The sequence below is a fragment of the Halomonas sp. 5021 genome, from assembly GCF_036663435.1.
In the GTDB taxonomy this organism is placed as follows: Bacteria; Pseudomonadota; Gammaproteobacteria; order Pseudomonadales; family Halomonadaceae; genus Vreelandella; species Vreelandella janggokensis.
This window is the reverse complement of the sequence record NZ_JAXOVU010000006.1, coordinates 183,681-196,944: the sequence shown is the minus strand read 5'-3', so window position 1 is coordinate 196,944 and position 13,264 is coordinate 183,681. Positions and strand designations below refer to the sequence as shown.

The following is a 13,264-nucleotide window of genomic DNA, read 5'->3' as shown; positions in this document are numbered from 1 at the left end:
TACAGACCGAAATAAAAGCGTAGCCTATTAAACCCAAGCGCCCAGCACAATGGCTGGGCGTGTTTCATCTAGCCTGCTAACTACCTCACTAACGATCAGTCTGCGATGGTTTCACCTGCCAACATGAACCAGGTCTCGAGCACCGCGTCCGGGTTCAGCGATATCGAATCAATCCCCTGCTCCATCAACCACTTGGCAAAGTCAGGATGGTCGGACGGCCCCTGACCGCAGATGCCGACATACTTACCCTTAGCTCTACAGGCCTGAATCGCCATGGAAAGAAGTTTTTTGACGGCTTCGTTACGCTCGTCAAACAGATGCGCCACGATACCCGAGTCGCGATCAAGCCCAAGGGTGAGCTGTGTCAGGTCGTTGGAGCCAATCGAGAAACCATCGAAATGCTCGAGAAACTCGTCGGCCAGCAACGCATTGGCAGGCAGCTCACACATCATGATGACCTTGAGGCCGTGGTCGCCGCGCTTCAGCCCGTTGGTCGCCAGCAGCTCGACCACTTCCCGGGCTTCTTCCGTGGTGCGCACGAAGGGCACCATGATCTCGACGTTGTCGAGTCCCATATCTTCGCGGACACGCTTGAGCGCCCGGCATTCCAGCTCGAAACACGGACGGAACGCCTCCGAGACATAACGCGAGGCCCCCCGGAAGCCCAGCATGGGATTCTCTTCGCCGGGCTCGTAGAGCTTGCCGCCAATCAGGTTCTCGTACTCGTTTGATTTGAAATCCGAAAGCCGCACGATAACGCGCTGAGGATAATAAGCAGCGGCCAGTGTCGAAATGCCTTCAACGAGTTTATCGACGTAGAAGCTGACCGGGTCGGTATAACCGGCCGTGCGCATGTCGATCACCTGCTGAAGGTCGGACGGCAGGGTGTCGTACTCCAGCAATGCCTTGGGATGAACGCCAATCATGCGGTTGATAATGAACTCAAGCCGCGCGAGCCCTACCCCGGCATGGGGAAGGCTGGCAAACCCAAAGGCACGATCCGGGTTGCCCACGTTCATCATGATCTTGAAAGGAATCTCGGGCATGGTGTCAACGTTGGAGACCTTGCAGTCAAAATCCAGCAGGCCTTCATACACATGCCCGGTATCACCTTCAGCGCAGGAAACAGTAACATCACTGCCTTCATTCAATCGTGTGGTGGCATCGCCACAGCCAACGACAGCCGGGATGCCCAGTTCACGGGCAATGATCGCCGCGTGGCAGGTTCTGCCACCGCGATTGGTCACGATGGCTGAAGCACGCTTCATGATCGGCTCCCAGTCGGGATCGGTCATGTCGGTTACCAGCACATCGCCGTCATGGATCTTGTCCATGTCATCGGGCGTCATGACCACCTTGGCGGTACCGCGGCCGATGCGTTGGCCGATAGCGCGACCGGTGACCAGGGTGCGGCCTTTCTCGCGTAGCTGGAAACGCTCCAGCTTGCCGCCTTCCTGCTGCGATACAACGGTTTCCGGCCGCGCCTGCACAATATAGAGCTCACCATCGTCCCCATCCAGTGCCCATTCGATATCCATGGGCCGCTGGTAATGCTGTTCTATGGTCACCGCTTGACTCGCCAGCGCCATGACCTGCTTGTCGTTGAGGCAGAAACGACCACGGTCCTGCAGGGGCACATCAATGGTCTCGACCGACTTGCCGGCGCTGGCATCTTGGGTATAGACCATCTTGATCAGCTTGGACCCCAGGTTGCGGCGCAGCACAGCGGGTCGGCCCGCAGCCAGGGTCGGCTTATGAACATAGAACTCATCAGGATTCACCGCCCCCTGGACGACGGTTTCACCCAGCCCCCAGGAAGCTGTCACAAAGACCGCATCGCGGAAGCCCGACTCGGTATCCAGCGTGAACATGACACCCGACGCGCCCGTTTCCGAGCGCACCATTTTCTGCACACCCGCAGATAGCGCGACATTTTCATGCGCATAGCCGCGATGAACTCGGTAAGAGATGGCCCGGTCATTGAACAGCGAAGCGAAGACTTCATGGACCGCACGCTTGATATTGTCGAACCCTTCGATATTCAGAAAGGTTTCCTGCTGGCCGGCAAAGGAAGCATCGGGCAAGTCTTCCGCGGTGGCCGAGCTACGCACCGCGACCTTCAACGCTGGGTGACGCTGCTGCAGGCTTTCATAGGCACTACGTAATTCGCTTTCGAACGTCGGGGGTAGCGGCGTGTCGATCACCCACTGGCGTATCATTTTACCGGCTTCGGCCAATGCTTTGACATCATCAACATCCAGCCGCGCCAGCGTCTGGTTGATACGCTCGTTGAGGCCTTCGTGGGCAAGAAATTCTCGGTAGGCATGGGCCGTCGTGGCAAAGCCGCCGGGAACCGTGACCCCCGCTCCGGATAAATTAGAGATCATTTCGCCAAGCGAAGCGTTTTTACCACCCACGCGTTCGACGTCAGCCATACCCAGTTGATCGAACCATAGAATGTAATTGTTCACGCAACCCCCTCGCTCAATAGGCCAGCGATCATGACAACCGCCAGTGATGAATGCGGTCACCCTAGCACCGCCCCGGTGTATTCGCCATTGGTCTAATAGCGAAGGGCATGGAGGATTTTTACAACAGGCGGCATTTTTGAACATTTGTTGTAGTCGCGACTCAAGCACCGTTGTGCCAAGCGTCATCCCGGCACACAATATGCGCAACGTTCAGGAGAGCAAACACCATGCAGCGCACGGCTTTTTTTATTTCGGATGGGACAGGCATTACCGCAGAGAGTCTGGGGAGGAGCCTGCTGGCGCAGTTCAGCGATGTCGATATCAACATGCAAACCAAGCCCTATATCGACACCCTGGATAAAGCCGAGGCCCTGGCCGAAATTATTGACGCGACGGCGGTCCGTGACGGGCAACGACCGATCATTATCGACACCATCGTCGACCAGAAGATTCGCGATGTGATTCGCAAGGCCGCAGGCTTCAAGGTGGATATATTCTCCACCTTTCTGGAGCCACTCGAACAGGAGCTCGCCACGCACTCTTCCTACAGCGTTGGACGAACGCATTCGATTGGCAGCGACGATGTCTATATGGACCGCATCCACTCGGTGCACTTCGCACTGGATAATGACGACGGAGCACGCACTCATCAGTACGATAAAGCCGATATTATTCTGGTCGGGGTATCGCGCTGCGGCAAAACCCCCACGTCGCTCTATCTGGCCTTGCAGTTTGGCATTCGCGCCGCCAACTATCCGCTAACGGAAGACGACCTGGACGAAGACGGCATGCTGAAACTGCCGCCGGTGCTCGCTCAACACCGGCACAAGCTGTTTGGCCTGACAATCGACGCCAGGCGTCTGGCCGCCATCCGCAACGAACGCAGGCCCAATAGCCGCTATAGTTCGATGGATCAATGCATGCAGGAGATCGAGCAGGCAGAAGCGTTATACCGTCGCCTGCACATTCCTTTTATCGACGCCACGCGCTTTTCCGTGGAAGAGATATCCACCCGCATGATTGCTGAAACCGGGTTGGCGCGGCGCTTTTCACCCCGCTAAACCGCCTCAGATCACATGCCCTTGGGGGCAAAGATTCCCGGGGCATTGCGCCAATAGCCTTTGTAATCCATACCAAAGCCAAAGACATAACGATCGGCGACTTCCAGGCTGCAGTAGTCGGCTTTCAATCCGGGTACTGCCTTGCGATCGTGCCGTTTATCGACCAGCACCGCCGTGGTAATGCTGGCGGCTTGCGCTTCCTGGCAATAGTTCAGAATCGCAGATAGCGTCGTGCCTTCATCCAGAATGTCGTCGACGATAACGACATGCCGACCGGCCATGGGAATCTCCGGCGATACCCGCCAGAAAAGCTCTCCACCGCGGGTCTCGTTGCGGTAGCGTGTGGCATGCAGGTAGTCGACCTCAAGCGGAAAGCCCAACCGGGTCAACAGATGGCCCGTGGTGATCAAGCCGCCATTCATGACGCAATAGAAGACCGGTAGTTTATCGCCCAGATCCGCACTGATCTGCTCGGCCATACGGTCCAGCGCCTGCTCCACCTGCTGCTGGGAAATCAAGCAGTCCGCGTTGTCCATGAGCTCGCGCATGGTGTCGAGGGATGCGAGCGCTTCTTTGTCTAGCTTTGCCATTGAAGTTCCAGTCTACTTGGTAAAAACAATCGTTAACTGCTGCGTGAATCAGCGGCCATGGCCTCTAACTGGGCATGCGTGCGCCGCCAGCGGCTAAGCGCGGATAGCGCGTCCAAATCGGGACGTGCGCGTTTGTAGCGAAGCTTGCCGGGCCTGACAGACGCTGAAGTTGGAACGGCGGCAACGACCTCAAGCGCCGCCTCGCGGTCATTGCATACCAGCAACATGTCGCAGCCGGCAGCGAGAGCAGCCGCTGCGCGTTCGCGCGGCCCTCCTACCTTATGGGCGCCGGCCATGCTCAAATCGTCGGAAAAGATACAGCCTTTAAACCCCAGCGACTGACGCAGCATCCCCAGCCAACTGGGCGAAAAGCCGGCGGGTCGCTTGTCAAATGCCGAGTACACAATGTGGGCTGGCATGACACCATCAAGCTTCTTGGCCAGGGTGCTGAAAGGCACCAGATCGTGTTGCTTGAGCGTCTCAAAAGGCCGGTCATCGACGGGCAAGGCGAGATGCGAGTCTGCCGCTACGCCGCCATGACCGGGAAAATGCTTGCCGATCGCTGCCATACCGGCTTCATGCAGCCCGGCTACCAGCGCGCCACCCAGTTCACTGACTTGCGTGGCCTCCGAGCCAAAACTGCGGTCGCCGATGACGCTGGAGAGACCGCTATCGATATCCAGTACCGGAGCAAAGCTGATATCCAACCCGCAGGCGGCCATTTCCATGCCCAGGAGCCAACCGGTGTCCTGGGTAAGCCCCAGAGCCGCCGCACGATTCTTCTGGTAATACTCACCCAGCCGAGCCATTGGTGGCAGGCGCGTCAGTCCTTGCTTGATACGCTGAACGCGACCGCCTTCCTGATCCACTGCCAGCAACACGTTGGGGCGTAGCTTACGCACCTCGCTGCACAGGTCTCTGACCTGGTGGGCATCTTCCACATTGCGCGAAAACAAGATGACGCCACCCACCGAGGGCGATTTCAACAACTGCCTTTCTGCGGTGGTCAACGTTGTCCCTTCAAGGTCCAACATGACCGAGCCCAAAGGATGTGTCATAGCGGGGTGTCCAAAAAAGGCGCTAACTCTAGACGATGATTAGCGAGGAGTCCAACGATCAGCGGCTGTCGTGTAACCAGACAGGCGTTCCAGGTCCAGCATGCTCGAAAAGCCAAAGAAGATCTGCATTACGCAGCCGCACGCATCCATGAGAGGCTGGTTGACCCATGGGCTCATTCGGCGGCGTACCGTGCAGATAAATATAGCGTCGCTGGGAGTCGACCTGACCACCGCGGTTTATCCCCGGTTCCAGGCCACACAGCCATAGAATGCGCGTCAGAATCCAGTCTCGCTCGGGAAACGCCGCCGCCAGCTCGGCGTCAAATACTTCGCCCGTCCAGCGGCGGCCTTTAAAGACCGCGTTTTCCGGGGCATCAGTACCAATGGCGGCACGAATATAGTGCCAGCCAAGCGGCGTTTGACCACTGCCCTGCCGATTACCCATGCCCTGGCGCCCGGTAGAAATTTCACACTCATGGCGACACATATCGCCTTGCCAGACGCGCAAGCTCTGCGACTGGGCGGCGATTTCCAGCCATAGCCCCTCGCGGGGCGGCATTTCAATGAGCGACGGTGTCTGCATGGTGCTCAATGTCCTTCTCATCAGGTAATGGCGCGTTCATCGCCGCCACCACTACCGGCCGCAGTCGGCGAACCAGGTCGCGGACCGAGACATGCTGGTGGTAATCCTTTTCGGCAATATCGCGCAGCGCATCCAGTCCCGAAAGCGTAAAGATGACGGTACCCAGCATAAAGTGTAGCCGCCAGAAGCGCTCAGCGTCGGGCAGATCCGGTGTCGCACGGCGAACCAGTTCGGTGAAACGGCTGAACACATCACCGTATTGCTGCTGGATGTAGCGTCGTAAATGCCCCTGAGCCTGGCTGTACGCAAGCCCCAGCAAACGCATGAAGACTTTGAGACTATTGCGTTCGGCAGGCACCGTCAGCACGGTTGTGGCCATGGTTTCGAGGAGCACTTCAAGGGGGATGTCACGACCCTCGTAGCGCGCTTCGAGTTCGTCCAGAGCGCCATGAAAACGTTGGGAAAACGGATCCAGGTAGCGAGCAAACACCGCCTGGATGAGCGCCTTCTTGGATCCGAAGTGATAGTTCACCGCAGCAAGATTGACCCGAGCCTTGCTGGTGATGTTGCGTAAAGAGGTTTCGGCAAAGCCGCGCTCTGCAAAAAGCACTTCAGCAGTATCCAGAATGCGGGTCACCGTATCCGATTGAGCCATGCTGCTCTCCATAAGACGGGCCAAAAAGCGGGCCATAAAAAACGGATGTTTTAAACAAACCAGGATACTACGTTATCGTTTGTTACCTCTCAACGTATACCTGAACACCCAACCCTTATCCAACGCCGCTTTGCATCTTCATATACATCAATTTGTTAGCTGCCTTACCCCCATTATATACTGGACAGGAGAACATGCTGTATACTTAACCACATACTGTTAACTACATACTGACTGTTGACTACATACTGATAGGTAAACAGGAACGCAGTCTTGCTCACTTATTCAATCTGGAGGCTGGTATGTCGCGGCCATTAACTGTTCGTCAACAAAACGTGTTCGACTTTATTGTCAAGACCATGGCTGAGCTCGGCTATCCGCCCACCCGGGCTGAAATAGCCAAGGCACTGGGGTTCCGTTCACCCAATGCGGCAGAAGAACACTTACGCGCACTTGAGCGTAAAGGCGTCATTCGCATCATTCGCAATACGTCGCGCGGCATACGCCTGCCCAACCAGGAACACCAGGAAACGCCAGACGTGCTGCCAGCCTCAGGTGCAGACCCTGCCAACGGCCTGCCTATCATTGGCGAAGTCGCGGCGGGTAGCCCTATCCTGGCCGCTGAGCATATTGATCGCTACTGCCCGCTGCCCGCCGACTACTTCACGCCCAGAGCAGATTATCTGTTGCGCGTTCGCGGGCTGTCGATGCAGAACGTCGGCATCCTCGAAGGCGACCTTCTCGCCGTCCACCGCACCCAGCGCGTTCGGGATGGCCAGATTGTCGTCGCCCGGCTGGAAGACGAAGTCACCGTCAAGCGTTTCAAACGCGACGGGAATCACGTCACCCTGATCGCTGAAAACCCCGACTTCGACCCTATCCATATCGACCTACGCACCCAACCACTTGATATCGAAGGGGTTGGGGTCGGCGTTATTCGCGGTGGCAATGGCCAGGCGCTCGGCTAGCTGAACACGATGGTCTTGTTGCCATGCACCAGCACGCGGTCTTCCAGATGCCAGCGAAGACCGCGCGCGAGGACGGCTTTTTCAACATCGCGGCCAAAACGTACCAGATCGGTCGGCGTATGACAGTGGCTGACCCGGTGAATGTCCTGCTCGATGATGGGCCCTGCATCCAACTCCTGAGTCACGTAATGGCAGGTAGCCCCTATCAACTTGACGCCACGCTGGTAGGCTTGGTGATAGGGTTTGGCGCCAGCAAAAGACGGCAGAAAACTGTGGTGGATATTAATGACCTGCCCCGCATATCGTTCACACAACGCTGGCGGTAATATCTGCATGTAGCGAGCCAGCACGATACTGTCGGCCCGGGCATCATCAATATGCGCCTGCACCTGCTCAAAGGCCGCAGTCTTGTCTGCCGGATCCACCGGCACATGGTGATACGGTATTCCGTACCATTCCGTTAACGAACGCATGTCGTCATGGTTGGAAATCACACCCACGATATCGCAGTCCAGCTCACCCACCTGCCAGCGGTAAAGCAAATCGACAAGGCAATGGGATTCTCGCGAAACCATCAGGACAACCCGCTGCCGTTTCCGGGTATCGACCAGCGCCCAGTCCATGTCAAACCGCTCCGCCACCGGCTCGAAGGCTGAACGTAATGCCTCTGCCGACATACCCAGCGAATCCGCCAATATTTCGTAGCGCATGAAAAAACGCCCGGTTTCCAGATCGGAATGCTGGCTGGCCTCGGTAATCGACCCTCCCTGGTCCGCGATAAAACTCGATACCTTCGCGACGATCCCCACCTGGTCCGGGCAGGACACCACCAAACGATAAAAATGCGACATAGTCATTACTCTTCACGGTTTGCCGGGCGACGATGATCGGGCCGTCCGCTGGCATTAAACAAACGTCTAGTGTACCGAATGAAGCGCTCGCAATCACCGCCCTTAATGGCAGTGATTGTTAGCCGCCCGCCCCATCCCGTATAGTTAACCAATTACTTTCTAGGCTTTATTAATCTGATGCATCCACCGCGCGTTCATATTCGTCCCCGTCGTCGCCCTCCCTTACGCCTCTTGCCGTTAGGCGGCTGCGGGGAAATTGGCATGAACCTGACGCTGTATGGGTACGAAGATCACTGGATCGTCGTGGATTGCGGCATGATGATTCGCCAGGATCTACCCAATGCGCCACTGCAGGTGCCCAACCTGGAAACCCCCAAAGCCCTGGGCATTGCCCCGCAAGCGCTCTACATCACCCACGGCCATGAAGACCACATTGGGGCGGTCGCCTGGCTCTGGCCCCACTGGCAATGCCCCATTTATGCAACGCCGCTGGCGGCAGGCTTGTTGCGCCTGAAGTTTGCCGAACATCAGCTCTCAAGCGCCGCCATTCATGTGGTCGAGCCAGGTGAGGCATTGGAAAGCGGGCCTTTCACCCTGCGCTTCCTGGCGGTTCCACACTCGATACCCGAGAGCTGCTCGCTGATGGTCATGGCAGGCCGCTATCGTGTATTGCACAGTGGCGATTGGAAGCTCGACCCTGATCCAATTATCGGCGCGCCGATCGATCAGACGCAATTCAAGGCCTTAGCGCCGGTTGATTTGGTAGTGGGGGATTCCACGAATGCCCCTCTACCCGGCCACTCAGGCAGCGAAGGCGATGTCGCCAAAGCGCTGGTCGAGACGCTCGCCAACTGCGAAGGCCGGATCATTGTCTCCTGCTTTGCCAGTAATCTCGCCCGGGTGTTGGCGATTGGCCGTGCCGCCTACCAGTGCGGGCGGCGCGTCAGCCTGATGGGGCGCTCGATGGAGCGCATGGTGGGTGTCGCACGCGGCCTCGGCTATCTGGACGATTTTCCTGCCATCGTGCCCGCCCATGACCTGGGTTATTTGCCGCCCGATGAAGTCGTGGTCATTGCCACCGGCAGCCAAGGTGAGCCACGCGCCGCCCTGCAGCGACTTGCCCAGGGGCGTCATCCTCACGTGGATTTACAGCCTGGTGACAACGTGATTTTTTCCGCCAAGGCCATTCCGGGTAACGAGAGGCCCATCGGGCAGTTGAAAAAGCGCCTTCAGCAGTTGGGCGTCGAGCTATTCGATGAGTTCAGTCATCCGCAGCTTCACGCGACCGGACATCCGGCACAGGACGAAATCACCCGCTTTTATCAATGGCTGACGCCAAGCCACCTGTTGCCGGTTCATGGTGAAAGCCTTCATCAACAGGCCCACCAGCAGCTGGCCGCGTCCCTGGGTATTCAAGCCCCCTTGGCGCCGGTCAATGGCGACTTGATCCGCTTCGATCAGCATGGACTGCATCACGAGCAGCACTACCCGCAACCGCCATGCATCGTCAGCCAGAACAGCGTAGTACCCCACCCTGGACTGGAGAGCGAAAACAGCACCCTCCCACGACGCGGCAGCCTCTATCTTGCGTTACCGGTGACCGCCACTCAAACCGGGTGGGCGCGCGTCGGGCGCCTGATGCTGGACAATACAAGTGCCAATTCATTCGACGAAGACAGTTTCAGCGAATGGCTGGATGATCAGCTTGCCGAACTCCACGCCGACACGTTGGCGGATCTGCGCCTGGGCCTTCAGCCCCGCTTGATTGCCTGGCTGGCAGAACGGCTGCAGCATTTACCTGAAGTCCACCTGCAGATTATGGCCAGCGAGCTGCCAGCGACAGTGGCGGACGATTAGCCGACCCCAAAGCTGGCTCCCCGGAGACTACCAGCGGGCAGCATCCTCGATATCCGAGTGGCGTTCCTTGACCCAGTAGTCCCCGTGGCGACCATGTTCTTTCTTCCAGAACGGTGCCTGAGTCTTTAGCCAGTCCATGATGAAATCGCAGGCTTCGAAGGCTTCGCGACGATGGGCACTCGCTACCAGCACTCTGACGATCGCATCGCCGGGGCGCATGTGGCCGACACGGTGAATAATCGTAACGGCGCTTAGTGCCCAGCGTTCTCCCGCCTCTTCCGCAATACGCTGTAAGGTTGACTCGGTCATGCCTGGATAATGCTCCAGGGTCAATCCCGTGACATCGGGTGTTTCGTTAAAATCACGCACCAGGCCGGTAAAGCTGACGACGCCGCCAATATCCGTGCGGCCCCCAATGCTGGCTTCATAGCCATACGCCATGTCAAAAGGCGCCTCTTGAACGCGGATGGTAATGTCCATTTTCAGCCCCCGGTGACCGGCGGAAAGAAAGCAACCTCGTCATCGTCGGTAATTCGCGCATCATCATTGGCCATGACCTGATTGATGGCACATAGCGTGCGCTGGTCCTGCAACAGCTGAAAACGTTCATCCTGAGTCGCCAGCGCTACTTTGAGGCCCGCTATATCGCGGCTTTCGAGTTGATCGAAAGTCACTACACGCTCATTTTCACCCAACTGCTCGCGTAGTTCGGCAAGAAACTTGACCAGCACGCAGGGCGAATGACAGCGACCGCCCAGGCTCACTTCGCCGGCTGTTCCCTGACCCGTTACAATCGGTGTCGCCGTTTCAGGCGCTTCTTCGCGCTGATAATCTCCCCGCTGACCACCGCTTTTGCTATCCAGTTGCACCGCGTCGATGCGCATGGTTTTGTCGACCGCCTTGCACATATCGTAAAGCGTTAAACAGGCCACGGAGACGGCCGTCAACGCTTCCATCTCGACACCTGTGCGGCCATTCAACCGGCAGTTCGCGGTCACATGAACACAGCTTTCATCGGGGTCGACATCAAACTCTATGGCCACTTTGGAAAGTGCCAGCGAGTGGCACAGCGGGATCAATTCATGGGTGCGCTTTGCTGCCTGGATTCCCGCAATACGGGCGGTGGCCAACACATCACCCTTGGGTAAAGCACCCTCGCTGAGCTGTTTCAAGGTAGCGGGTTGCATCACAATACGACCGGAAGCCACCGCTTCCCGGCGCGTTTCCTGTTTGTCTGCAACATCCACCATGCGGGCTTCGCCGCGGCTATTGAGATGCGTTAACTGCATGGGGTCACCTATCAGTGCGTGAAACATCATTGAGCCGTTGGCCCGCCATCCAATCGATTATCCAGCGTGCAATCCCGTCGCTATCATCGAGTGCCAGTTGCGTCGTCGTGGCCGACAGAGAGATGGGAGAAGCCCCCTGAAGGGCGACGGCTTCGACACCCTGACCCTGCAGGATTTGCGCATCACCTATCCCCTCACGATAAAGCACCAGCTTGGGCAGTGGCCAAGCTTTAAAGCCTTCTACCAGCACCAGGTCAGGTTGATGCACGGCCACCATTGCCAACAACTGATTTAAATCCGGCTCTTCGCCGTCTGGCGTTTCCTGCATCAGTGCCAGGCGTTGGCTCGAGGCAATCAGCATGGGCGTAGCGCCTGCACTACGTAGCTTATAGCTATCTTTTCCCGGCTGATCGATATCAAACCGATGATGAGCGTGCTTGATCACCGCTACCTGGATACCCTCTGCCCGCAGCCGCGGTAACAACTGCTCAAGCAGCGTCGTCTTCCCAGTCCCACTCCAGGCAGCAATTCCCAGCACGGGAAAGGGTAGCGATGAATCTAACGGCATAAACGCTCGGCTCCCAATGAAGAAAGGTTAGTGGGCATGATCAGGTTCATCTTGTGGCTCGTCAGGCAGCAACCAGTTCAACACAATCCCAACCAACGCCGCCAGGCTAACGCCTTGCAGCGTAAACTGACCACCGCCAACCTGCATGCCACCAATGCCAAAGACAAGAATCAATGACACAACGACCAGGTTACGCGGCGCGGTCAATGAATGTCCTGCCCTGACCAGCGTATTCATACCCACCACCGCAATAGAGCCAAACAGCAGGGTCATGATTCCCCCCATGACAGGGCCTGGGATGGTTTGCAGCAGCGCACCCAGCTTGGCAATAAACGCCAGCGATATGGCCAGCACTGCGGCCACCACCATATAGCGCGGGTTGAAAGCCCGGGTCAGAGTGACGGCCCCGGTCACCTCTGAATAGGTGGTATTAGGCGGGCCGCCGAATAAAGCGGCCGCTGTCGTCGCCAGGCCATCCCCCAGCAAGGTTCGGTGCAGCCCCGGCTTTTCAAGGTAATTGCGCCGGGTCACCGATCCGATGGCCACCATGTCACCAATATGCTCCACCGCCGGCGCGATGGCGACAGGAATCATAAACAGAATCGCCGCCCAGTGAAAACTCGGCGCGGTAAACGCCGGAATGGACAGCCAGCGTCCTGGACAGGCGTGAAGTCGACCAGCCCCATCAGCAACGCCAGGCAATAACCCACGACAATACCGCCCATGATCGGAATCAAGCGCAACAGCCCGCGACCAAATACAGCCAGGATCAGGGTCACCAGCAAGCTCGCCATGGACAGGAACAGCGCCGCGCCATAACCGATGTTATCGCTGGTTTCACCGGTCGCCATCTCTACCGCCACCGGGGCCAGGGCCAGCCCGATTACCATGATAACCGGCCCCACCACCACCGGTGGCAACAGGCGATGAAGCCAGCCGGTGCCTTTGACGCGTACCGCCATGGAAATCGCGACGTACACCAAACCGGCCACCATCAGTCCGCCCAGCGTGGCCGACACGCCAAAGTTGGCGATCGACCCCTGGATCGGCGCAATAAAAGCAAATGATGAGGCCAGAAAGACGGGGACCGTCAGGCGGGTTACGGTATGAAACAGCAGCGTGCCTATCCCAGCGGTAAATAACGCAACGCTTGGATCAAGCCCGGTCAATAGCGGCACCAGGACCAAAGCACCAAACGCCACAAACAGCATTTGTGCGCCGGTTAGCAACACCCGAGGCCAGGATTCAGGCTGGCTAGGCGTATCATTCATTATGCAAACTCCTCACAGGTCTTTGGGGTAATGATGGGCAAA

12 protein-coding genes and 1 pseudogene are annotated in these 13,264 nt (G+C 57.6%); 3 read left to right on the top strand and 10 right to left on the bottom strand.

The annotated features are described in order from the left end of the window. Nucleotides 1–95: 95 nt before the first annotated feature. Nucleotides 96–2,471, bottom strand: coding sequence for a phosphoenolpyruvate synthase (gene ppsA / locus R3F64_RS12005; RefSeq protein WP_085919357.1), 2,376 nt, complete (start codon nt 2,469–2,471; stop codon nt 96–98). Nucleotides 2,472–2,698: 227 nt separating this feature from the next. On the opposite strand from ppsA, the gene ppsR reads away from it, so the two are divergent. Next, the gene (gene ppsR, locus R3F64_RS12000) at nt 2,699–3,532 is read left to right on the top strand and encodes a posphoenolpyruvate synthetase regulatory kinase/phosphorylase PpsR (RefSeq protein WP_085919356.1); all 834 of its coding nucleotides are present in this window, start codon (nt 2,699–2,701) and stop codon (nt 3,530–3,532) included. A gap of 11 nt (nt 3,533–3,543) precedes the next feature. Here ppsR and R3F64_RS11995 read toward each other — a convergent pair whose 3' ends face one another. From R3F64_RS11995 to R3F64_RS11980, 4 genes are read right to left on the bottom strand one after another with little or no spacing between them, the layout of a single operon-like run. After that, entirely contained in the window at nt 3,544–4,122 is a 579-nt protein-coding gene (locus R3F64_RS11995; protein ID WP_085919355.1) for a hypoxanthine-guanine phosphoribosyltransferase, read from the bottom strand. Between the two features lie 32 nt (nt 4,123–4,154). Next, nucleotides 4,155–5,180 (bottom strand): beta-N-acetylhexosaminidase, encoded by a 1,026-nt coding sequence (gene nagZ, locus R3F64_RS11990; RefSeq protein ID WP_332611648.1) that lies wholly within the window; start codon nt 5,178–5,180, stop codon nt 4,155–4,157. 58 nt (nt 5,181–5,238) lie between these two features. Next, nucleotides 5,239–5,763, bottom strand: coding sequence for a L,D-transpeptidase (locus tag R3F64_RS11985; RefSeq protein WP_085919353.1), 525 nt, complete (start codon nt 5,761–5,763; stop codon nt 5,239–5,241). Beyond that, nucleotides 5,741–6,418 (bottom strand): TetR/AcrR family transcriptional regulator, encoded by a 678-nt coding sequence (locus tag R3F64_RS11980; protein ID WP_085919352.1) that lies wholly within the window; start codon nt 6,416–6,418, stop codon nt 5,741–5,743. The genes R3F64_RS11985 and R3F64_RS11980 overlap by 23 nt, the downstream gene beginning before the upstream one ends. 302 nt (nt 6,419–6,720) lie before the next feature. Between R3F64_RS11980 and lexA the strand changes: the two genes are divergently transcribed. Then, the gene (gene lexA / locus R3F64_RS11975) at nt 6,721–7,386 is read left to right on the top strand and encodes a transcriptional repressor LexA (protein ID WP_085919351.1); all 666 of its coding nucleotides are present in this window, start codon (nt 6,721–6,723) and stop codon (nt 7,384–7,386) included. On the opposite strand, the gene purU is transcribed toward lexA, so the two are convergent. Continuing rightward, nucleotides 7,383–8,237 (bottom strand): formyltetrahydrofolate deformylase, encoded by an 855-nt coding sequence (gene purU, locus R3F64_RS11970; RefSeq protein WP_085919350.1) that lies wholly within the window; start codon nt 8,235–8,237, stop codon nt 7,383–7,385. The two genes, lexA and purU, sit on opposite strands and share 4 nt — an antisense overlap. Before the next feature lie 261 nt (nt 8,238–8,498). On the opposite strand from purU, the gene R3F64_RS11965 reads away from it, so the two are divergent. After that, nucleotides 8,499–10,094, top strand: a complete 1,596-nt coding sequence (locus R3F64_RS11965; protein ID WP_332611644.1) for a ribonuclease J — start codon at nt 8,499–8,501, stop codon at nt 10,092–10,094. Nucleotides 10,095–10,121: 27 nt separating this feature from the next. Here R3F64_RS11965 and moaE read toward each other — a convergent pair whose 3' ends face one another. From moaE to R3F64_RS11945, 4 genes and pseudogenes are all read right to left on the bottom strand, one after another. After that, nucleotides 10,122–10,574: a molybdopterin synthase catalytic subunit MoaE gene (gene moaE, locus R3F64_RS11960; RefSeq protein WP_085919348.1), complete on the bottom strand. Its 453-nt coding sequence runs from the start codon at nt 10,572–10,574 to the stop codon at nt 10,122–10,124. Between the two features lie 2 nt (nt 10,575–10,576). Further along, complete coding sequence (gene moaC / locus R3F64_RS11955) at nt 10,577–11,383, bottom strand: cyclic pyranopterin monophosphate synthase MoaC (protein ID WP_085919347.1); 807 nt, start codon at nt 11,381–11,383, stop codon at nt 10,577–10,579. 4 nt (nt 11,384–11,387) lie between these two features. After that, a complete protein-coding gene (gene mobB, locus R3F64_RS11950; protein ID WP_199285253.1) occupies nt 11,388–11,951 on the bottom strand; it encodes a molybdopterin-guanine dinucleotide biosynthesis protein B in 564 nt (187 codons plus the stop codon). A 27-nt stretch (nt 11,952–11,978) separates the two neighbouring features. After that, nucleotides 11,979–13,222 (bottom strand): annotated as a pseudogene (locus R3F64_RS11945) (uracil-xanthine permease family protein). Between the last annotated feature and the right edge of the window lie 42 nt (nt 13,223–13,264).